We start from the raw sequence: 20615 nt of genomic DNA on the forward strand, positions 1-20615 counted from the left end.
GTCCGTTGACATGCGCCCCGCGCCCGACCATGCTAAGCAGTTGCTTAGACATAGAAACGTGGGAGGTCGGGAAGATGGCAGAGCCGAGGACGTTCGCGACGGTCGACGAACTGCGGGCCGCGGTGGGCGAGCAGCTGGGGTACAGCGACTGGGTCGAGATCGAGCAGAAGCGGATCGACCTCTTCGCGGAGGCGACCGGCGACCACCAGTGGATCCACGTCGACCCCGAGAAGGCCGCGACCGGCCCCTTCGGCACGACGATCGCGCACGGTTACCTCACCCTGTCGCTGCTCCCGCTCTTCGGCCCGCAGCTGATCAAGGTCGAAGGCGTGAAGATGGGCGTCAACTACGGGACGAACAAGGTCCGTTTCCCCGCCCCCGTACCGGTCGGCTCACGGCTGCGCGCCACCGCGAAGATCACCGGCGTCGAGGACGTACCCGGCGGTGTCCAGGTGTCCGTGGCCTTCACCGTGGAGCGCGAGGGCGGCGACAAGCCGGTGTGCGTCGCCGAGTCGGTGTCGCGCTACTACGTCTGAGCACCCCGCACGCACTCCGGGGCCGCTACTCCTTGGCTCCGACCATGCGCAGCACGAGGTCGGCGTAGAGCGCGCCGACCTCGTCGGGCGTACGGGGCCCGTCGACGTTGAACCAGCGGGCCACGTCGATGCAGAGGGAGAGCACGGCGAGCGTGGTGCCCGGCACGTCCGGCACGTCGAAGTCGCCCGCCGCCACGCCGTCCGCGATGATGCCGCGCACGGCCGCGTCGGTCTGCCGTCGCAGCGCGACGATCTCCGCCCGCGCCTCGGGCCCGAGGGCTTCCAGTTCGTACTGCACGACCCGCGCGGTGGTGTGCTGCCCGGCGTGCCACCGCACGAAGGACCGCACGGCGTCGGTGAGCCGCTCGGCGGCGCTGCCGCCGCCCTGAGCCGCGCTGCGCACGATGTCGAGCGCCTTGTCGTGCCCGATCCGGCTGATGCGGTGGAGCAGCTCTTCCTTGGTCTTGTAGTGGATGTAGAGCGCCGCGGGGCTCATGCCCGCGCGGCCCGCGATGTCCCGGGTCGTCGTCGCGTGGTACCCGCGCTCGGCGAAGGCCTCCACGGCGGCGACGAGCAGCCGCCGGGCCGCGTCCGGGGTGACCTCGGCCCACGGCTGCATCTCGCCGCCGGCCGTCTCCTCCGCCGTACTCATCGCTGGTTCGCCCCTCTCGCTGACAGGAGGTACACCATACCGCCGAAGCTGAGCGGGCGCTTAGCGTGCCCGCTCAGCGCCCGCGTCCTGACGGTCCCGGATCACCTTGGCCAGCGTGAAGGACGACGTCACCAGATAGAGGACGGCGATGGCCAGAAAGGCTCGCACCCAGGCGTCGGCGTGCAGCTTGTAGATACCGACGGCGGTCGCCACCATGGCGACGGAAAAGGAGGCCACGGCCTGCCCGTAGAAGGCCGCCGTGTTCTGATGCTTGACGGGTGTCTCACTCATGGGGACAAGGGTCGGCGGACACGACCGCTGCCGCATCCGCCCCCGTACTCACGTCCGCGTGCCGGCGTACTCAGAAGGCGGAAACCCCCGTCAGCGCCCGCCCGATGACCAGCTTCTGTATCTGACTGGTGCCTTCGTAGAGGGTCATCACCCGGGCGTCGCGCAGCAGCTTGCCCGCCGGGTACTCGTCGATGTAGCCGTAGCCGCCGAAGACCTGGAGCGCGTTGTTCGCGGCGCGTACGGCGGCCTCGGAGGCGAAGAGCTTGGCCTTCGACGACTCCGTGGCGAAGGGCAGTCCGCGGTCGACGAGATCGGCGACCCGCCAGGTCAGCAGCCGTGCCGCGTCCACGTCGACGGCGATGTCGCTGATCAGTTCCTGGACGAGCTGGTGGTGCGCGATGCTCTTGCCGAACTGCTCCCGCTCGGTCGCGTACCGCACGGCGACGTCCAGGGCCGCCTGGGCGATACCGACACACCCGGCGGCGACCGACATCCGCCCCTTGGCCAGGGCGGACATGGCCACGGAGAACCCCTTGCCCTCGGGCGCCAGCATGGCGCTCGCGGGTACGCGTACGTCTTCCAGAACGAGTTCGGCGGTGGCCTGGCCGCGCAGGCCGAGCTTGCCGTGGATGGTGCGGCGGGTCAGGCCGGGGGTGTCGGTCGGCACGAGGAAGGCGGAGACGCCCTTGTGGCCGGGCGCGTCGGTGGAGCGGGCGAAGAGCAGGACGACGTCGGCCCAGGTCCCGTTGGTGATGAACATCTTGGTGCCGTTGATGACGTAGTCGTCGCCGTCACGGACGGCCTTCGCCGTCAGGTTGCCCGCGTCCGAGCCGGTGCCGGGCTCGGTGAGGCCGAAGCACCCCACGTAGGCGCCGGAGGTCAGCCCCGGCAGCCACTGCCGCTTCTGCTCCTCGCTCCCCCAGGACGCGATCGTCTTGGCCACGAGACCGAGCGAGACGGAGACGATGCCGCGTACGGAGGAGTCACCGCGGCCCAGTTCCTCCGTCACGAGGCAGTACGCGAGGTGGTCGCCGCCGCTGCCGCCGTACTCCTCGTCGACGGTGAGCCCGAGGAAGCCGACGTCGCCGAGCTTCTTCACGAGCGAGCGGTCGACCTCCTCCGCCCGGTCCCACTCGACGACATGTGGGGCGATCTCGCGGTCCACGAAGTCCTTGGCGAGTTGCCGGACGGCGGTCTGCTCCTCGCTGAGCTCCAGGTTCATGACGGTCACCCCATGTGAAAGCCGTACGTTCGAAAGGCTAAATTAGCACTGCTAGTTTAAGTCCGCAGCCCTACTATGTGCGCCATGGCCCGACCGCGCAAGCCCCTCCTGAGCACCGACCGGATCGTCGACACGGCACGGGCCCTGGTGGACGCGGAGGGTCTGGCCGCCGTGTCCACACGGCGGCTCGCCGCCGAACTGGGTGTGAGCGGGCCCTCTCTCTACAACCACTTCCGCACCAAGGACCAGATCCTGGAAGCGGTCGCGGACTCCGTGAGCGGGCAGGTCGACCTGTCGATGTTCGAGGACGGGCGGGAGTGGCGTACCGCCCTGCACGACTGGGCCGTGTCCTACCGGGCGGCGCTGCGCGACCACCCGAACATCGTCCCGGTCCTCGCCCGCGGTCCCGGGCGCCGACCCGCCGGGCTGCGCCTCGCGGACGCCGTCTTCGGCGCGATGGTCGACGCCGGCTGGCCCCCGGCCCAGGCCACGTCGATCGGTGCCCTGATGCGCTACTTCATCATGGGCTCCGCCCTCGGGTCCTTCGCCGGGGGCTTCGTCGACGACGAGAGCGCGTACGATCCCGCCGACTATCCCCACCTCGGGCAGGCCCACCTGCTCGCCGAGCAGCAGGAGAAGGTGGACGAGCGGGCCTTCGAGGTGGGACTCGGAGCGTTGCTGGACGGGCTGACGGAGCAGTTCGGGAGGACGACGGGCGAGGACTGACGGCCGCCGGGGCGATGAGCCCCCGGGCGGGTTCGTTGGCTGCGGGTTCGTTGGCTGCGGGTTCGTTGGCTGCGGGTGGGTGGGGGCTGGTCGCGCAGTTCCCCGCGCCCCTAAAAGCCTCCACCACGTCCGGCGTTCGAAGGACGAGGCCCATGGGGCCGAAGCGATGGGACGCCGGGGCGCGGGGAACCGCGCGCCAAGCCCCCACCCACCCGCAGCCCAAGATCCCCCTCGGCCCGGAGACCGTTCGGCCGGGGCCGAAATGTCGAGGGCGGATGATGAGAGGCATGACGAGGTCGACGGACCCGGTCGCACCGGGACTCGCCGCGCTGGCGGCGATGTTCGCGGACGAGACCCGCGCCACCTTCCTGCTCACCCTGCTCGACGGCCGCGCCTGGACCGCGGGGGAACTGGCCAGGCACGCCCACATCACCCCCTCGACGGCCAGCGAACACCTGGACAAGCTCGTCGCCGGCGGCCTGCTCACCGAGGAACGACAGGGCCGACACCGCTACGTACGGCTCGCGGACCCCCAGGTCGCCCAACTCGTCGAGGACCTCGCCTCCCAGGTCGCACCCGACACCACCCGACGCCCCCGCACCCTGCGGGAAGCCGGCACGGGCTCCGCGATGGCCCGCGCTCGCACGTGCTACGACCACCTCGCGGGCCGCCTCGGCATCACCCTCACCGACGCCCTCACCCACCGCGGCCTGCTCCGCCAGGACACCGGGTTCGCGCTCACGGACGCGGGCCTGCGATGGTTCGACGAGGCAGGCATCGACCTGAACCGCACCGGCCGCCGCCCCCTCACCCGCGGCTGCCTCGACTGGACCGAACGCCGCCCCCACCTCGCGGGTACCGCCGGCGCGGCCTTGTGTCGCCACGCCCTGGACGCCCACTGGTGCGTACGTATCGGCTCGGAGCGCGCGGTCAAGGTCACGCCCGACGGCGAGCGGGCCTTCGCGGAACTCCTGGGCATCGAGACGACGGCACTCCGCTGACCGGCCATGCCCCACCGCGGTGTCCGAAAGCCGCGAGCACCCTGCCCCGTACCCCACCTAGCCTCGGGACCATGATGAACGCCACCTCCCCCGCCCGCCGCGCGGACCTGCTCGCCGCGGGCGCCGCGACCGTCACCGTCGTGCTGTGGGCCTCCGCCTTCGTGTCGATCCGCAGCGCCGGCGCGGCGTACTCGCCGGGCGCGCTGGCACTCGGGCGGCTGCTGGCGGGATCCGTCGCGCTGGGCACCTTCTGTCTCGTACGCGGCGAGGGGTGGCCGCCGCGCGCCGCCTGGCGCGGGATCGCGATATCCGGCCTGCTCTGGTTCGGCTTCTACATGGTGGTGCTCAACTGGGGTGAGCAGCAGGTGGACGCCGGCACGGCGGCGCTGGTCGTGAACATCGGCCCGATCCTCATCGCACTCCTCGGCTCCCGGCTCCTCGGCGACGCGATGCCCCCGCGGCTGCTCGCGGGCATGGCGGTGTCGTTCGCGGGGGCGGTCGCGGTCGGGCTGTCGATGTCCGGCGAGGGCGGGTCCTCGGTGCTGGGAGTGGTCCTGTGTCTGCTCGCCGCCGTCGGCTACGCGGCGGGGGTCGTCGCGCAGAAGCCGGCGCTCGGGCGGGCGAGCGCTCTCCAGGTGACCACGTTCGGATGCCTGGTCGGGACGGTGGCGTGCCTGCCGTTCGCGGGGCAACTCGTCCACGATGTGGCGAACGCGCCCGCCACCGCCACCCTCAACGTGCTCTACCTGGGCGTCTTCCCGACCGCGCTGGCGTTCACGACCTGGGCGTACGCGCTGGCCCGGACCACCGCGAGCCGGATGGGCGCGACGACCTACGCGGTGCCCGCGCTCGTCGTCGCGATGTCCTGGCTGTTCCTCGACGAGGTACCGGCGCTGCTCACGCTCGCGGGCGGCGCACTGTGCCTGGCCGGCGTCGCGGTGTCCCGCTCCCGCCCCCGGTCCAAGGCCTTCAGGGACACGGGGAACCCCGCGACCACCCCCCACGCACCCGCCGACAACCAAGCCACCCGGGGCTAGAACACCACCAGCGCTCGTCCGCCCTTCCCCGCCACCATGTTCTCGAACGCCCCCGCGATCCCGTCAAGACCGATCCGCTCGGTCACCAGCATCCCCAGATCCAGACGCCCCGCGCGCACATGCTCCGCCAGCACCGGCAGATCCCGCGCAGGGTCGGTGTTGCCGTACACGCAGCCGGAGAGCGTACGGCCCCAGTGGAAGATCTCCAACGCGTTGAAGGTGACCTGCTGATCCTTGCCACCGATGCCGACGACCGTCGTACGGCCGCCGCGGCGGGTGGCGTCCCAGGCCGCGCGAATGGTCACGGCACGGCCCACACACTCGACGGCGACGTCGACACCCTGCTTGCCGGTGAGGGAGCGGATCTCGCGGGCGGTGGTGTCGGAGGCGACGACGTAGTGCGTGGCACCGGCCTCGCGTGCCAGTGACTCCTTCTCCGGAGAGATGTCCACCGCGATGACCTGCGACGCGCCCGCGATCCGCGCCGCCTGGAGCGCCGCGAGCCCGACCCCGCCCACCCCGAACACGGCGACGGTCTCACCGGCACGGACCCGCGCCGAGTGGTGGACGGCGCCGTACCCGGTGAGGACGGCGCAGCCGAGGAGGGCGGCGTCGGTGAGGGGGACGCCGTCCGGGACGGGCAGGACGCAGCCGGCGGCCACGACGGTCTCCTCGGCGAACGCGGCGACGTTCAGGCCGGGATGGAGGTCGCTCCCGTCGGAGGCGCGCCGCGCGTACACGTCGCCCGCGCCGGTCAGCGCGTTGGCGCACAGCCACACCTCCCCCAGCGAGCAGGCGTGGCAACTTCCGCAGGAGGGCGCCCAGTTGAGGACGACTCCGTCGCCGGGCGCGACACCTGTCACGCCCTCCCCGACGGAGACGACGGTTCCGGCACCCTCGTGCCCGAGGACGGCGGGGACGGGCACCCGCATGGTGCCGTCGGACAGCGAGAGGTCGGAGTGACAGACCCCGGCGGCGGCCAGCCGGACACGGACCTGACCGGGACCGGGCGCCGGGAGGTCGATCTCGGCGATCTCCAGGGGGGCGCCCACGGCGTGAAGTACGGCAGCGCGAACCACGTAAAAGCTCCTCGGTCCAGAACTCTGGAACTGACTGGAATGGAGTGGAACGGAACGGTGTGGAGTGGAGTGGAACGGGCTAGAACTGGAGGGACTTCGTCTGGAGGTACTCGGACAGGCCGTGCGCGCCCAGTTCCCGTCCGACCCCCGACTGCTTGTAACCGCCGAACGGGGCGCTGGGGTTGAACCGGCCGCCGTTGATGTCGACCTGCCCGGTGTCGAGCCGTCGCGCGAAGGCGACCGCCTCGGCCTCGTCACCCGCCCACACCGCGCCCGCGAGCCCGTACACCGTCCCGTTGGCGATCCGGACGGCGTCCTCCTCGTCCTCGTACGGGATCACCGACAGCACCGGGCCGAAGATCTCCTCCTGCGCGATCGTCATCTCCGGGGTGACGTCCGCGAAGACGGTCGGCTGGACGAAATACCCCTGCTCGCGAGGGGATTCGGGGCCGCCCGCGACGAGCCGGGCGCCCTCGGCGACGCCCTTGTCGATGTAACCGCGCACCCGCGCCTGCTGCTTGGCGTTGACGACCGGGCCGATGCGGTCGGCGTACTTCGCCGCGGCGGTCGCGGCGAGTGCGACCGCCTCCTCGTACTGCGCGGCGTGCACGAGCATGCGGGTCCAGGCGCTGCACGTCTGGCCGGAGTTGGACATCACGTTGGCGACGCCGACGTTGACGGCCTTGGCGAGGTCGGCGCTCGGCAGGATGACGTTGGCGGACTTGCCGCCGAGTTCGAGGGCGACCCGCTTGACGGCCGCACCGGCCGTCGCTCCGATCCGCCGCCCCACCGCCGTGGAGCCCGTGAAGGAGACCAGGTCCACGTCCGGGTGTTCGGCGAGGGCCTGGCCCGCGACCGCGCCGAGGCCGGTGACGAGGTTGAAGACGCCGGCCGGGACGCCCGCCTCCGCGACCGCCTCGGCGAACAGCTGGGCGGTGAGCGGGGTGTCCTCGGCGGGCTTCAGGACGACCGTGCAGCCCGCCGCGAGCGCGGGGGCGACCTTGGCGACGATCTGGTGCAGCGGGTAGTTCCAGGGCGTGATCGCGCCGACCACACCGATCGGTTCCTGGTAGACGGTCGAGTTGCCGACCTTCTCCTCGAAGACGAAGGTGGCCGCCAGTTCGGCGTACGAGCCCGCGACCATGATCGGTACGCCCGCGTGGACCGCCTGCGAGAAGGACAGCGGGGCGCCGAGCTCCGCCGTGACCGTCTCGGCGATCTCGTCCTTGCGTGCGGTGAGGACGTCACGCAGGGCACCGAGCCGCGCGGCCCGCTCGGCGGGCGGGGTCGCGGCCCAGGCGGGGAAGGCGGCGCGGGCGGCCCGTACGGCGGTGTCGACGTCCTCGGCCGTGCCCGCGGGAACCCGGCCGAGAACCTGTTCGTCCACCGGGTTCACGACCTCGATCGTGTCCGTCCCGGCGGCGGGGCGCCAGGCACCGTCGATGTACATGCCGTCATGTGCCTTCATCGTGTTCCTCCCGGGCGGGGCGTGCCGTCCGCCTCGCGGCGTCGTCCGACCCACAAACTAGCGGTGTTAGTTTTCAGGCGCCAGACGTCTTCCCGCGACTCACCCTGCTCACCTCACTCGTCCAGGTCCGGCAGCCGCGCCGGAGCGGGGCAGATGCGTTCGCCGTGCCGGTCGAAGACGAACAGATGGGCGAGGTCGACGAGGAGGGGCACCTGCATCCCGTGACGGAGATCGAAGTCGGGGGTGGTACGGACCACCAGGTCGCCGGGGAGCCGGCCCTCCGGCGGTATCTCGTCGTCGCGCGCGGGACCCACGTCGGCGGGGTCGTCGAGGTCGACCACCGGGCCGGCCCGCTGACCGGCACGGCGGTCCCGGAGACGGTCGAGGAGCGAGCCCTCGCGACGGCGGCGCCTGACCGGGCGGACCGGGCGCGGCGCCTCCAGATCCGGGACGAACGCGGGCCGCGAGCCGGTGTCGAAGTGGACGAGCACCTCGTGCCCCTGGAACTCCACATGTTCGACGAGACCGCTGATCGCCACCTCCCCGGGCCGGGCCTCCGACGGCTTGGCCAGGCGGACGGCCTCGGAACGCAGCCCGACGATGACCTCGCGGCCCTGCTGTACCCGCAGCAACCGCTGATCCACCGACCAGGGCTCACGCAGCGGCAGATACTGCTTGCCCAGGCTGATCGTCATGGCCCCGTCGAGCGGGGCCCGGACCAGGCCGCGCAGCAGATTGATGCGCGGGGTGCCGATGAAGGCGGCGACGAAGACGTTCGCGGGCAGCGCGTAGACCGTACGGGGTGTGCCCACCTGCTGGAGGACGCCGCCCCGCAGGATGGCGACCCGGTCGCCGAGCGACAGCGCCTCGGCCTGGTCGTGGGTGACGTACACCGTGGTGACACCCAACTTCCTGGTGAGCGAGGCGATCTCGGCGCGCAGATGGTTGCGGAGCTTGGCGTCGAGGTTGGAGAGCGGCTCGTCCATCAGGAAGGCGGAAGGGTGGCGGGCGATCGCACGGCCCATCGCCACGCGCTGGCGCTCGCCGCCCGACAGCTGGTGGGGGAAACGTTCGAGGAGGTCCTCGATGCCGAGCATCCGGGCCGTGGCGTCGACACGCGGACGCGGGTCCTCGCCGGGGGCCTCGATACGCAACGGGAAGCCGATGTTGTCGCGGCCCGTCATGCTCGGGTAGAGGGCGAAGTTCTGGAAGACCATCGCCATGTCCCGCTCGGACGGCGGCAGATCGCCCGCGTCCTCACCGTCGAGACGCACCTCGCCCTCGGTGGCGTTCTCCAGGCCGGCGATCATCCTGAGCACGGTCGACTTGCCGCAGCCGGAGGGACCGAGCAGGACGAGGAACTCGCCCGGCCGGATGTCCAGCGACAGCCGCTCCACCACGCGGACCCCGCGCGTATACGACTTGCTGACCTGGTGCAGGGAGATGGCGCGTGTCATGAAGGGTGCCCCCGGGGGCTCAAAGGGCGCTGTCGCTCCGCGGTCGAGACGTCCCGAGCGGGCCGCAAGGGACGTATGAGTCACGGAAGTTAACGGACCGCGACCACCCGGGGGAAGACACCCGGCGGGATCCTGCGTGTCGGTTCCCGCCCCTGTTCGGGCGCGGCGGAAACGGACGATCGCCTACCGGCCCGACAGACACTTCGCCGCACCCTCGCCGGGCCGGCCGGGAAGGTCAGATGTCGCTCTTGCGACGCAGGAGCACCCCGGCCCGTACGGGCTCGGCACGGCCTGCGGGCGCCTTCCTCGGCGAGCGCAGCGCGACCCCCGAGGACAGCACCAGCAGCGCGCCCAGCATCACGAACGGCGCGGCCACACCGGCGACCCCGGCGACCAGCCCGGCCGCGGCCGGGGCGGCCACCTGCCCCAGACGGTTGCCGGTCAGCCGCAGGGCCAGGGCCGTGGAACGGGCCTCGTCCGGGGCGGCCTGCACGACCGTCGTCATGGACAGCGGCTGGCCGACACCCAGACAGAAGCCGAGGACCAGCAACATCGCGGCCAGCGCCCACACCGGCACGGGCAGCGCGAGACCCGCGCACAGCACACCCGCCACCAGACAGGTCACCGTGAGCAGCGCCGCCCGGCCGAGCAGTCGCAGCATCGGCGTCATGACCAGTCGGCAGGCGATGGTCGCCGCCGCGCGCAGACTGAACAGCAGACCGATCACCGACGGCGCGATGCCCCGGTGCTCGCCGACCACGGGCAGATACGCGGTCAGGATGTCCGTCGCGGACAGCACGGCGAGGCTGATGAGGATTCCGGCGGGTACGCCCCGGGCACGCAGAATGCGGTGCACGGGCACACGGTCGCCCTGAGCCGTACGGGACTCGGCGGGCGTACGGTGCTCGATGCGCCAGAGCGAGGTGAACGACACGGCGGCGAGCGCACCCGCCACGAGCAGGGCCTGCGCGCTGCTGCCCGCCCTGTCCGGGCCCCCGATCAGAAGGCCCGCGACGATCGGCCCGACCAGTTGGCCCAAGGAAGCGCCGATGGTGAAATGACCGAAGTTGCGGTCCTGTTCGTGCGGCGCGGACTGCCGGGCCACGATCGACTGGGCACCGATGACGAAGCAGAGGTGACCCAGGCCCATCACCCCGCTCCAGGCAGCCATCGCCCCCAGCGAGTCCGCCGTACCGCTGAGCGCGCAACCGCCCGCGATGAGGACGACCCCGACGGGCAGCAGCGGCGCACACCGTCCGTGGTCGGTACGGCGGCCCAGCGGTACGGCGGCGAAGAGCGGCAACAGGGCGTACACACCGGCGATCACACCGATGGCGCGTTCGTCGGCGCCCAGGGCGAGGGCCCGGTAGGAGACGGCGGGCCGGGCCATCGACACCGCCCCCTGCGCGAAGCCGAAGGCGATGACGAGGCGCAGCAGCCAGCCGCGGTTCCGACCGGGCCCCACGGGGACACCCCTCCATCCGATGACGGATTACAGATGACAGAAACTGTCAGTCGTCACCCGTCCGTCAGATGATGCCGAACAGGATCCCCGCCCCCAACACCACCAGCGAAGTCAGCGCCGCCCACTTCACCACGAACCTCGTGTGGTCTCCGAATTCGACCTTCGCCATGCCGACAAGGACGTATACGGCGGGCACCAGCGGGCTGGACATGTGCAGCGGCTGGCCGACGAGCGAGGCGCGGGCGATCTCCAGGGACGAGACCCCGTGGGCTTGGCCCGCTTCGGCGAGGACCGGGAGGACGCCGAAGTAGAAACCGTCGTTCGACATGAAGTAGGTGAGCGGGATGCTGAGGACGCCGGTGACGAGGGCCATGTGCGGGCCCATCCCGTCGGGGATGTTGGAGACCAGCCACTTGGACATGTGGTCGACCATGCCGGTGCCCTGGAGGACGCCGGTGAAGACGGCGGCGGCGAAGACCATGCCGGAGACGTTGAGGACGTTCTCGGCGTGGGCGCCGAGGCGGGCCTTCTGGTCGGGCATGTGGGGGAAGTTGACGGTGAGCGCGAGTGCGGCGCCGAGCAGGAAGAGGACCGGGATCGGCAGCCACTCCATGATCATGGCGGTGAGCAGCGTGACCGTGAGGAGCGCGTTGAACCAGTAGAGCTTGGGGCGCAGGGTGGCGCGGTGGGGGTCGAGACCCTGGAAGTCGTCGTCCTCTTCGGGCAGATCGGCGCCGGAACCGGCGGCGGAGCCGGAGCCGGTGCCCGAACCACCCGTGCGCGCCGCCTTCTTCGTGAGGTTGGCGGCGCCGTCGCCGGAGGCGCCCGCGCCCGCGCCGACGAGCACCGTCTCGGTCTCCGGCTCCAGGACCTCGTCCAGCGTCAGCACGCCGAGCCGCTTGCGCTCGCGGCGTCCGAGGACGTACGAGAGGGCGAGGACGCCGAGCAGGCCGACGGCGAGGGCCGGGATCATCGGGACGAAGATGTCGCTGGCGTCGAGCTTCAGCGCGGTCGCGGCGCGGGCCGTGGGGCCGCCCCAGGGAAGCGTGTTCATGACGCCGTTGGCCATGGCGGCGACGCCGGTCATCACGACCAGGCTCATCTTGAGGCGCTTGTACAGCGGGTACATCGCCGAGACCGTGATCATGAAGGTGGTCGAGCCGTCGCCGTCGAGGGAGACGATCGCGGCGAGGACCGCCGTGCCGACCACGATCCGCAGCGGGTCGGCCTTGCAGAACTTGAGGATCCCCCGGACGATCGGGTCGAAGAGACCGACGTCGATCATCACACCGAAGTAGACGATCGCGAACATCAGCATCGCCGCCGTGGGGGCGAGGCTGGTGACGCCGTCGATGACGTAGTCACCGAGCTTGGCGCCCTTTCCGACGAAGACACAGAAGAGTGCCGGGATCAGCACGAGCGCCGCGATCGGCGACATCTTCTTCAGCATGATCAGGACCAGGAAGGTCGCGATCATGGTGAAGCCGAGGATGGTCAGCATGAGTTGGATTACCTAACGTTCGCCCTTGAACTCCCACCAGGGACGGCGGTGCGATGACGTTAGGTCGCGCAAGATTGCGTTAACAAGATGTTGACACGCGAGCAATAAGCGCAAAACTCCAGGTCACAGGCTTGTCTCGGTGAGCAGAGGCCCCCTACGGGCACGCCGCGAGCTCCACCGGCACTCCGTTGAGCACCGCCGTACCCGACAGCGGGTCGAGGAGCGAGCCGTCGAGGAGCTGGTTGACGTTGACGCCCGGGTCGAGGGCAGCGTGGCTCATCCGGGTGCCGGGGCGGTCGTGTCCCCAGCCGTGCGGCAGGCTCACCACCCCGCGTCGTACGGTGTCCGTGACCTCGGCCGGGGCGACCACTTCTCCCCCGGCGCCCTTGACGCGCACCACCGCCCCGTCGGTGAGGCCGAGGCGTGCCGCGTCCTCGGGGTGGATGTGCAGGGTGCAGCGGTTGGTGCCGCCGGTGAGGGCGGGGACGTTGTGCATCCAGCTGTTGTTGGAGCGCAGATGGCGGCGGCCGACGAGGACGATCGCCGCCGGGCGCTCGCGCAGGGCGGCGCGCAGCCGGGGAAGATCGTCGACGATCGGTGCAGGCAGCAGCTCGATCTTTCCGCTGCGCGTCTTCAGTGGCTGCGGCAGACGTGGGCGCAGCGGTCCGAGGTCGATGCCGTGCGGGTGGGCGAGCAGTTTCTCCAGGCTCAGGCCGTCGGGCCGGGCGCCGAAGCCCTCGCCGTAGGGGCCGAGGCGCAGCATCATGTCGAGCCTGCGTTCGGGTCCGCTCTCGCCGGTGAGCCGCGTGGCGAGTTCTTTCGGGTCGCGTGCGTGGACGGGTCCGTGCGGGTCCTGGACGGCCTTGCCGAGGGTGGAGTCGATGACCATGGTGTCCACGGCGGACGGGTCGGCGCCGTGCATGCCGGTGGCGGCGAGCACCAGCCGGGCGAGGATCTCGGTCTCGGCCATGCGGCCCGGTTCGAGGGGGACGGCGGGGCGGTTGTAGCGGACCTGGTTGCGTACGGCGAGGGTGTTGAAGGCGAAGTCGTGGTGGGCGCTCTGGGAGGGCGGGGGCGGCGGCAGCACGACGTCGGCGTGGCGTGCGGTCTCGTTCAGGTACGGGTCGACGCTGACCATGAAGTCGAGGGAGTCGAGGGCCTTGTCGAGGCGGTTGCCGTCGGGTGCCGACAGTACGGGGTTGGCGGCGATGGCGATGAGGGCGCGGACGGGGCTGCCCTCGGGGGTGGCGGTGTCGATCTCCTCGGCGAGTGCGGCGAGCGGGAGTTCGCCCTTGGCTTCGGGGTGGCGGCTGACCCGGCTGTGCCAGCGGCCGAGCGCGAAGCCGCGGCCAGGTCCTGCGGGGCGGGGGGTCTTGTCGGTGGCGGCCTGTGGGAAGAGGGCGCCGCCGGGGCGGTCGAGGTTGCCGGTGAGGATGTTGAGGACGTCGACGAGCCAGCTGGCGAGGGTGCCGTGCGGGACGGTGCAGCTGCCGATGCGGCCGTAGACGGCGGCGGTGGGGGCGGCGGCGAGTTCGCGGGCGAGCGCGCGGATGGTGTCGGCGTCCACGTCGCAGGCCTCGCTCGCGGCCTCGGGGGTGAAGTCCTGTACGGCGGTGGCGAGTTCTTCGACGTCCTGGACGTGCGGGGCGAGGTCGCGCAGGTCGACGAGTTTCTCCTCGAAGAGGACGTACGTCATCGCGGCGAGCAGCAGGGCGTCGGTGCCGGGGCGGATGGTCACGTGGCGGTCGGCGAGTTTGGCGGTACGGGTGGTGCGCGGGTCGATGACCGTCAGGGTGCCGCCGCGGGCGCGCAGCGCCTTGAGCTTGCCGGGGAAGTCGGGGGCGGTGCACAGACTTCCGTTGGATTCCAGGGGGTTGGCGCCGATGAGAAGGAGGTGGTCGGTGTGGTCGAGGTCCGGGACCGGGATCGCGTTGGCGTCGCCGTAGAGCAGGCCGCTGGAGACGTGTTTGGGCATCTGGTCGAGCGTGGAGGCGGTGAAGACGTTGTGGGTGCGCAGTGCGGTGAGCAGGACGGGCGGGTAGAGGGCGCCGGCCATGGTGTGCACGTTCGGGTTGCCGAGGACGATGCCGAGGGCGTGCGGGCCGTACTGCTCGACGATCGGGCCGAGGCCCGCCGCGATCGCGTCGAAGGCCTCTTGCCAGGTGGCCTCGCGCAGTTCGCCGTCCGTGCGGACGAGGGGGGTGCGCAGCCGGTCGGGGTCGCCGTCGGCGGCGCCGAAGGAGGCGCCCTTGGGGCAGATGAACCCCTTGCTGAAGACGTCGTCGCGGTCGCCGCGGGCGCCGGTGACCCGGGTGCCCTCGATGGTGAGGGTCAGCCCGCAGGTGGCCTCGCAGAGGGGGCAGACGCGCAGGGCGGTGCGGGAGTCGGGGGTGGCGCCGGAGGTGCGGGACACGGGTCCTCCCGGAGGACGGTGGCGGCGGTGGCACACGGACCGGGCCGAGCATACCGACCGGTACGGATGGGAGGGAGGGCTTTGCGGGGGTGAGGTCGGGAAATCGCGCGCCTCTCCCCCGGGTCCGCGCGCTTCAGCGGTGGAGCGATGGAGCATCAGAGCGGTGGAGCATGAGAGCGGTGGAGCGGTTTCAGTCCAGAACCCTGGCCAGATACGCGCGCAGCAGCTCCCGCGCCTCCCCGATGATCCGCTCGTCCCCCTCAGGGGCGATCCGGAAGGCCAGGTGGACCAGGCTGTCGGCGGCCTCCACGGCGACCAGGAAGGTACGCCGGAGGTCCTCGTCGGGGGTGCGGTCGAGGTAGTCGGAGAGGAGGTCGGTGAGGCGGTCGGCGACGCGGGTGTTGGGCTCGGCGTCGCGGGTGCCGACGGGTATCTGGTTGCCGAAGTCGACGAGGGAGAAGCCGGGGGCGGTGCGCTTCATGGCGAGGTACTCGTCGAGTACGGCGTCCATGGCGGCGCGCCAGCCCTGTGCGCCGGTCGCGCGGAGGCGTTCGGTGACGCGTTCGGTGTAGCGCTCGAGGTTGCGCTGGGCGAGTGCGTCGGCCATGGCGCGCTTGTTGCCGAAGAAGCGGTAGACGGAGCCGATGGGGACGCCCGCGCGCTGGGCCACGGCCCGGGTGCTCAGGGCGTCGTAGCCGACCTCGTCGAGGAGGTCGGCACAGGCGTCGAGGATCCTGGTCAGTCGTTCGGCGCTGCGCCGCTGAACGGGCGCGCGGCGCAGCGAGGTCGCTTGGGGCACAGGCTTCATGATGCCTTTCCGCCGGGATCCGGTGAACCTCCGGTGTCGGTACGGCCCGCGACGCCGTTTCCGATCGGTGTCGATGGCGGTGTGGAGGCGGGGGTCGACGGGCTCGACGGGGGCGGCGAGGTGGTCGTCGGCGGCCGGGTCGATGCGGCGGCCCCGGAGGCGGTGATGTCCGCCGTGCTCTCGACGGGCTTGCCGTGGACGGCCCACGCCGTGCGGTCGTCGGCGTACAGGCGCGCGGTGACGTGGTGGGTGCCGCGTGGGACCAGGTCGTCGGCGAGGTGGTACTCGGCGGTGCGCAGGGTGGCGAGGTTGCGGCCGTCCAGGGAGAGCAGCGCGACGCCGCGGCCGGCCACGGCCTCCGCCTTGGCGGCGGCGGGCGAGAAGCGGAAGCGGTGGACGGTCAGGCGGACGTCCCAGCCGTCGCCGGAGGCCGGTTGGACCTCGATGGCGACCTCGGGTGCGCTCTTCTTGTCGACCTCACGGTAATGCCGCCCCTCTTTGTCCGTATCATCCAGGATTTTGCCCACGGGTGAGGGCGACACCGCGTCCCTCCGCTCGTGTGCGGCGCCGGTGCCGCAGCCCGCCGATCCGCCGAGCAGGGCGCAGACCGCGAGCGCGGCGAGCACTCCACGCTTCCACGACATGCCGGGGACATTAGAACAACGCTCTGACAGGCGGATCCCCCTGGAGTCGGGTTCTTGGGACGTACCGCCAACCCTGGGGTGTACTCCGCACGGAGGTTCGGGCGCCGCGCGTTCGCCGGCCACGCGCCTCGGTGTACCTCTTGCGCGCGAAAAAACTGAATCCTACGGTGAAGCATAGGAATCAGGCGCGAGGGAGCGATCATGAGCGGGGACGCGAGGAAGACGGCCGAGGGGCTGACCTACCTCACCGGATTCGGCAACGAACACAGCTCGGAGGCGCTCCCCGGGGCGCTGCCGCACGGCCGCAACGCGCCCCAGCGCGCCCCTCTCGGGCTGTACGCGGAGCAGCTGAGCGGTACGGCGTTCACGGAGCCGAGGGCGCACAACCGGCGTTCGTGGCTGTATCGGATCCGCCCGTCGGCCGCGCACCCGGCGTTCACGCGCACGGACAACGGGGCGCTGCGCTCGGCGCCCTTCACGGAGACCGAGCCCGACCCGAACCGGCTGCGCTGGAACCCGCTGCCGGAGCCGGCGCGGGGCACCGACTTCCTCGCGGGCCTGTGGACGCTGGGCGGCAACGGCGACGCGACCCAGCGCACCGGCATGGCCGTGCACCTGTATCACGCCGATTCCTCGATGGACCGCGTCTTCAGTGACGCCGACGGGGAGCTGCTGATCGTGCCGGAGCGGGGCGGGCTGCTGTTGCGGACCGAGTTCGGGCTGCTGCACGTGGAGCCGGGCGGGGTGGCGCTGATTCCCCGTGGGGTCCGCTTCCGGGTGGAGCTGCTGGACGCCGCGTCCGGCGGCGGGCGGAGCACGACGGCCCGCGGCTATGTGTGCGAGAACTACGGGGCGCCCTTCCAGCTGCCCGACCTCGGCCCGATCGGCGCCAACGGACTCGCCAACGCGCGGGACTTCCTCGCCCCGGTCGCCGCGTACGAGGATGTCGAGGGCCCGGTGGAGGTGGTCAACAAGTTCTGCGGCAACCTCTGGACGGCGACGTACGACCACTCGCCGCTGGATGTCGTCGCCTGGCACGGCAACCATGTGCCGTACGTCTACGACCTGCGCCGTTTCAATGTGATCGGCACGATCAGCTACGACCACCCGGATCCGTCGATCTTCACGGTGCTGACCTCGCCGAGCGACACCCCGGGTCTCGCCGGGGTCGACTTCGTGGTGTTCGCGCCGCGCTGGCTGGTGGGCGAGGACACCTTCCGGCCGCCGTACTTCCACCGGAACGTGATGAGCGAGTACATGGGGCTTATCGAGGGGGCGTACGACGCGAAGGCGGAAGGCTTCGTCCCGGGGGGCGGTTCGCTGCACAACATGATGTCGGCGCACGGGCCGGACCGGGAGACCTTCGACCGGGCCAGCGCCGCCGAGCTGCGGCCGCAGAAGATCGACGACGGGCTGGCGTTCATGTTCGAGACGCGGTGGCCGGTGACCGCCACGGCGCAGGCGGCGCACGCGGAGCATCTGCAGCGCGGGTACGACGACGTGTGGCGGGGCCTCCAGCGGCACTTCGGCCCGTTGCACTGAGCGTCGGCGACCGGTACGGATATCCCTCGTGACCTCCTTCGCCCCGGACTCGATCGTCCTGAACCGCAAACTCCCGCTCTGGTACCAGGTGTCGCAGTCCCTGCGCGCCTCGATACTCGGGCGCTCGCCCCAGGAACCGCTGCGCCTGCCGACCGAGGAGCGGTTGGCGGGCCACTACGGGGTGAGTGTGCTCACCATGCGACAGGCGCTCAAGGAGCTGGAGGACGAGGGACTGATCACCCGCCACCGGCGGCGGGGCACGTTCATCGAGCCGAGCGCGCAACGGGGCGCTCCGGTGCGGTTGCTGGGCTCGGTGGACACGATCGTCGCACAGCAGTCGGGCATGACGACCGAGCTGCTGGACCACGGGAGCGTGCCGGTGCCGGCCGAACTCGCCGAGTACTTCCCGGATCTGGCCGAGGTGGGGACGTACCACCGGCTGCGCGGCGACGAGAAGACCGGTGAGCCGACGAACCACGCGCGCAACTACGTCCGTCCCGAACTGGCCGCGCGGATCGACCCGCAGGACCTGGTGCGCTGGCCCATGACCAAGGTGCTGCGGGACGTGGTGGGTGTGCGCATCAGCCGGATCACCGACACGGTGGAGGCGCGGCTCGCGGATCCGGAGACGGCCCGGCTGCTCCAGGTGCCGCTGCTCAGCCCGATCCTGCACTACACGGGCATCGTGCACGGCGAGGACGGCCGCGCCCTGGACGTGGCCCGTATCCACTACCGCGGTGACCGCTTCTCCTTCACGGTCACCCTCGACGCCCACTGACGATGGCGTACGAGACCGGCGCGCGGCGCCCACGTCGTACGATGCCGGGCGTGACGCACGACGACGCTCCGCTGCTCGCGGACCTCATGCCGTGGTCCGTCGCACCGCCGAGGCTGGGCCGGGGGTGGCCGACGGCGCCCGACGCGGCGTCCCTGAAGGCGCGCTGGGACACGTTGATGAAGGCCGAGGGGCCGGGCCGCGAGGCCTTGTTCGGCCCGACGCGCTCGCGCACCACGCACTCGGCCGTCGGACAGCTGCCGGGGCAGTCGAGCGGGACGGCCCGGCTGGAACGGGAGTCGGGGCCCTGTCCGGAGCCGGTCCGCGTCCTGCACAGCCCCTTCGACGAGCAGTGGCTGATCCCGGACCACCGGCTGATCGACGCGGCGCGCCCCGAGTTGTGGCGGGTGGCCGACGAGCGGCAGGTGTTCGTGGTGGAGCAGACGGCGGTGCCGGACACGTCGGGGCCGGTGCTGCTGGTCGCGTCCGTGCTGCCGCTGAGCGCCGGTCGCGGCGGCCGTGTCCGCCCCCTCCACCGGCGCCCCGGGGGCCGCGAACCGAATCTGGCGCCGGGCCTGCTGGAGCACCTCGGCACCCGCCTCGGCCACTCCCCCGACCCCGTCGACGTCCTCGCCTGGACGGTCGCGGTCGCGCGGTCGGGCCGTGACGGGTGTGCCGTCCCGCTGACCGGGGACCCGCAGGCGTGGGCGCGCGGCGTCGGGCTGGGGCGCCGGATGCTGTGGCTGATGCGCCGCGACGGCGAGCGCCCCAAGCTCCCCGGGGGCCGCCGCCCCTATGTCCGCGCCCCGCTCCCGTCGCGCCCCGTCGACGTGCGCTACGACCGCGACGAGGAGGCCCTCCTCCTCGACGAGGGCCGTATCTCACCGGTGCCGCCGGAGGCCTGGGACTTCGAGGTGGGCGGAGTGCGTGTCCTGGAGCAGTGGTTCGCGGCCAGGACCGAACCGGCGGAACCGGCCGAGCCGGGCACGCTGGAGGCGATCCGGACCGTCGGCTGGCAGCAGGCCTGGACGTCCGAGCTGCTGGAAATCGTCACGGTGCTGACACTGCTCGCGGAACTCCGCCCCCAGTTTGCCGAGTTGACGATCGGCGCGCCGATCACGCGGACCGAGCTGTGCGAGGCGGGTGTGCTGCCGGTTCCGGAGGCGGCGCACCGGCCCGCGTCCGTCCTCGATCATCACGAAGAGGGCCCGGAAGGACAGTTCGCGCTCATCTGACCCCATAGGTCCGACAGCCCCGTGGATCTACCCCTTCGGTTCGAACGCGTCCAGCACCCGCCCCAGCGCCCGCTCGAACACCGCCTCCAGGTCGATCGGGCCCGCGTCCTGCGTGAAGGCGGCCGCCATCCGCGGATACGCGCCGGTCGCGATCCGGCTGCCGAGGTAGGCGCTCCGCATCGCCTGCTCCTGCTGCGCGGACCAGGGCAGCGAGCGGGTGCGCTCGGCGGTGGCCAGTTCGTTGCCGACGTACGTCGTCACCACGCCGTTGAGCATCGCGATCAGCTCCATCTTCGTGCCGTACGACGCGTCCAGCGGGTCGAGGCAGACGAGACAGTGCTCCAGGTAGCGCAGGGCGTTGGGGCTGAAGCCGTAGACCGGGGACATCAGGCGCGGCAGCCACGGGTGGTGGTGCATGAGGGCACGGGTCTGATGGGCGACCCGGAGCATGTCGGCGCGCCAGTCGCCCGTCGGCTCCCAGGAGTCGTGCTCACCGCTGATGGCGTCAACCATCAGCTCGTACAGGTCCTCCTTGCGCGGGACGTAGTTGTACAGCGACATCGTGCCGCAGCCCAGCTCGGTGGCCACATGCCGCATCGAGACCGCGTCGAGCCCGTCCGCGTCCGCGATCCGCACCGCGGCGGCCGCGATGTCCGCCCGGCTGTAGGCCGCCCGCGGACCACGGCCCGCGCGCTCGGGGCGGGCCCAGATCACTTCGGGTACGGCACTGCGCCCTGTCATGTCGTCGATCACCTCGCCACCA

The 20615-nt window shown here is 71.5% G+C and carries 19 protein-coding genes; 7 read left to right on the plus strand and 12 right to left on the minus strand.

Translation table 11 applies throughout. The annotated features are described in order from the left end of the window. Nucleotides 1-74 precede the first annotated feature (74 nt). Nucleotides 75-536 (plus strand): MaoC family dehydratase, encoded by a 462-nt coding sequence (locus tag ACZ69M_RS20245; RefSeq protein WP_101408248.1) that lies wholly within the window; start codon nucleotides 75-77, stop codon nucleotides 534-536. Between the two features lie 25 nt (nucleotides 537-561). Here ACZ69M_RS20245 and ACZ69M_RS20250 read toward each other — a convergent pair whose 3' ends face one another. From ACZ69M_RS20250 to ACZ69M_RS20260, 3 genes are all read right to left on the minus strand, one after another. Further along, nucleotides 562-1188 (minus strand): TetR/AcrR family transcriptional regulator, encoded by a 627-nt coding sequence (locus ACZ69M_RS20250; protein WP_067365121.1) that lies wholly within the window; start codon nucleotides 1186-1188, stop codon nucleotides 562-564. Nucleotides 1189-1248: 60 nt separating this feature from the next. Further along, nucleotides 1249-1479, minus strand: a complete 231-nt coding sequence (locus tag ACZ69M_RS20255; protein ID WP_067365118.1) for a YiaA/YiaB family inner membrane protein — start codon at nucleotides 1477-1479, stop codon at nucleotides 1249-1251. A gap of 70 nt (nucleotides 1480-1549) precedes the next feature. Continuing rightward, a complete protein-coding gene (locus ACZ69M_RS20260) occupies nucleotides 1550-2701 on the minus strand; it encodes an acyl-CoA dehydrogenase family protein (protein WP_470051516.1) in 1152 nt (383 codons plus the stop codon). 84 nt (nucleotides 2702-2785) lie between these two features. Between ACZ69M_RS20260 and ACZ69M_RS20265 the strand changes: the two genes are divergently transcribed. The 3 genes from ACZ69M_RS20265 to ACZ69M_RS20275 all read left to right on the plus strand — a co-directional run bounded on the left by ACZ69M_RS20265 (nucleotide 2786) and on the right by ACZ69M_RS20275 (nucleotide 5465). After that, complete coding sequence (locus tag ACZ69M_RS20265) at nucleotides 2786-3427, plus strand: TetR/AcrR family transcriptional regulator (RefSeq protein ID WP_470051517.1); 642 nt, start codon at nucleotides 2786-2788, stop codon at nucleotides 3425-3427. A gap of 287 nt (nucleotides 3428-3714) precedes the next feature. Beyond that, nucleotides 3715-4428 carry a metalloregulator ArsR/SmtB family transcription factor gene (locus ACZ69M_RS20270; RefSeq protein ID WP_470051519.1) on the plus strand — a complete coding sequence of 238 codons (714 nt, stop codon included), beginning with the start codon at nucleotides 3715-3717 and terminating at the stop codon, nucleotides 4426-4428. 74 nt (nucleotides 4429-4502) lie between these two features. Continuing rightward, nucleotides 4503-5465 (plus strand): DMT family transporter, encoded by a 963-nt coding sequence (locus ACZ69M_RS20275; RefSeq protein WP_470051717.1) that lies wholly within the window; start codon nucleotides 4503-4505, stop codon nucleotides 5463-5465. On the opposite strand, the gene ACZ69M_RS20280 is transcribed toward ACZ69M_RS20275, so the two are convergent. The 8 genes from ACZ69M_RS20280 to ACZ69M_RS20315 all read right to left on the minus strand — a co-directional run bounded on the left by ACZ69M_RS20280 (nucleotide 5462) and on the right by ACZ69M_RS20315 (nucleotide 16300). Further along, nucleotides 5462-6544 carry a Zn-dependent alcohol dehydrogenase gene (locus ACZ69M_RS20280; protein ID WP_470051521.1) on the minus strand — a complete coding sequence of 361 codons (1083 nt, stop codon included), beginning with the start codon at nucleotides 6542-6544 and terminating at the stop codon, nucleotides 5462-5464. The two genes, ACZ69M_RS20275 and ACZ69M_RS20280, sit on opposite strands and share 4 nt — an antisense overlap. A gap of 79 nt (nucleotides 6545-6623) precedes the next feature. After that, nucleotides 6624-8012, minus strand: a complete 1389-nt coding sequence (locus tag ACZ69M_RS20285) for an aldehyde dehydrogenase family protein (protein ID WP_470051523.1) — start codon at nucleotides 8010-8012, stop codon at nucleotides 6624-6626. A 113-nt stretch (nucleotides 8013-8125) separates the two neighbouring features. Then, complete coding sequence (locus ACZ69M_RS20290) at nucleotides 8126-9469, minus strand: ABC transporter ATP-binding protein (RefSeq protein ID WP_470051524.1); 1344 nt, start codon at nucleotides 9467-9469, stop codon at nucleotides 8126-8128. A 235-nt stretch (nucleotides 9470-9704) separates the two neighbouring features. Continuing rightward, entirely contained in the window at nucleotides 9705-10934 is a 1230-nt protein-coding gene (locus tag ACZ69M_RS20295) for an MFS transporter (protein ID WP_470051526.1), read from the minus strand. Nucleotides 10935-10998: 64 nt separating this feature from the next. Next, nucleotides 10999-12435: a CitMHS family transporter gene (locus tag ACZ69M_RS20300; RefSeq protein WP_470051527.1), complete on the minus strand. Its 1437-nt coding sequence runs from the start codon at nucleotides 12433-12435 to the stop codon at nucleotides 10999-11001. A 154-nt stretch (nucleotides 12436-12589) separates the two neighbouring features. Further along, complete coding sequence (locus tag ACZ69M_RS20305; protein ID WP_470051529.1) at nucleotides 12590-14848, minus strand: molybdopterin oxidoreductase family protein; 2259 nt, start codon at nucleotides 14846-14848, stop codon at nucleotides 12590-12592. A gap of 190 nt (nucleotides 14849-15038) precedes the next feature. Then, nucleotides 15039-15656, minus strand: coding sequence for a TetR/AcrR family transcriptional regulator (locus tag ACZ69M_RS20310; RefSeq protein WP_470051531.1), 618 nt, complete (start codon nucleotides 15654-15656; stop codon nucleotides 15039-15041). After that, entirely contained in the window at nucleotides 15653-16300 is a 648-nt protein-coding gene (locus tag ACZ69M_RS20315; RefSeq protein WP_470051533.1) for a nuclear transport factor 2 family protein, read from the minus strand. Before ACZ69M_RS20315 ends, ACZ69M_RS20310 begins: the two co-directional genes overlap by 4 nt. A gap of 201 nt (nucleotides 16301-16501) precedes the next feature. On the opposite strand from ACZ69M_RS20315, the gene hmgA reads away from it, so the two are divergent. The 3 genes from hmgA to ACZ69M_RS20330 are packed head-to-tail and all read left to right on the plus strand — an operon-like array spanning nucleotide 16502 to nucleotide 19852. Next, entirely contained in the window at nucleotides 16502-17842 is a 1341-nt protein-coding gene (gene hmgA, locus ACZ69M_RS20320) for a homogentisate 1,2-dioxygenase (protein ID WP_470051535.1), read from the plus strand. Nucleotides 17843-17870: 28 nt separating this feature from the next. Then, nucleotides 17871-18620, plus strand: coding sequence for a GntR family transcriptional regulator (locus tag ACZ69M_RS20325; RefSeq protein ID WP_054231081.1), 750 nt, complete (start codon nucleotides 17871-17873; stop codon nucleotides 18618-18620). 41 nt (nucleotides 18621-18661) lie between these two features. Then, nucleotides 18662-19852, plus strand: a complete 1191-nt coding sequence (locus tag ACZ69M_RS20330; RefSeq protein WP_470051538.1) for a type ISP restriction/modification enzyme — start codon at nucleotides 18662-18664, stop codon at nucleotides 19850-19852. Nucleotides 19853-19879: 27 nt separating this feature from the next. Here the strand turns inward: ACZ69M_RS20330 and ACZ69M_RS20335 are convergent, their stop codons facing one another. Then, a complete protein-coding gene (locus tag ACZ69M_RS20335; protein WP_470051540.1) occupies nucleotides 19880-20593 on the minus strand; it encodes a TetR/AcrR family transcriptional regulator in 714 nt (237 codons plus the stop codon). Nucleotides 20594-20615 lie beyond the last annotated feature (22 nt).

The sequence above is a fragment of the Streptomyces sp. NPDC107454 genome (assembly GCF_055582885.1).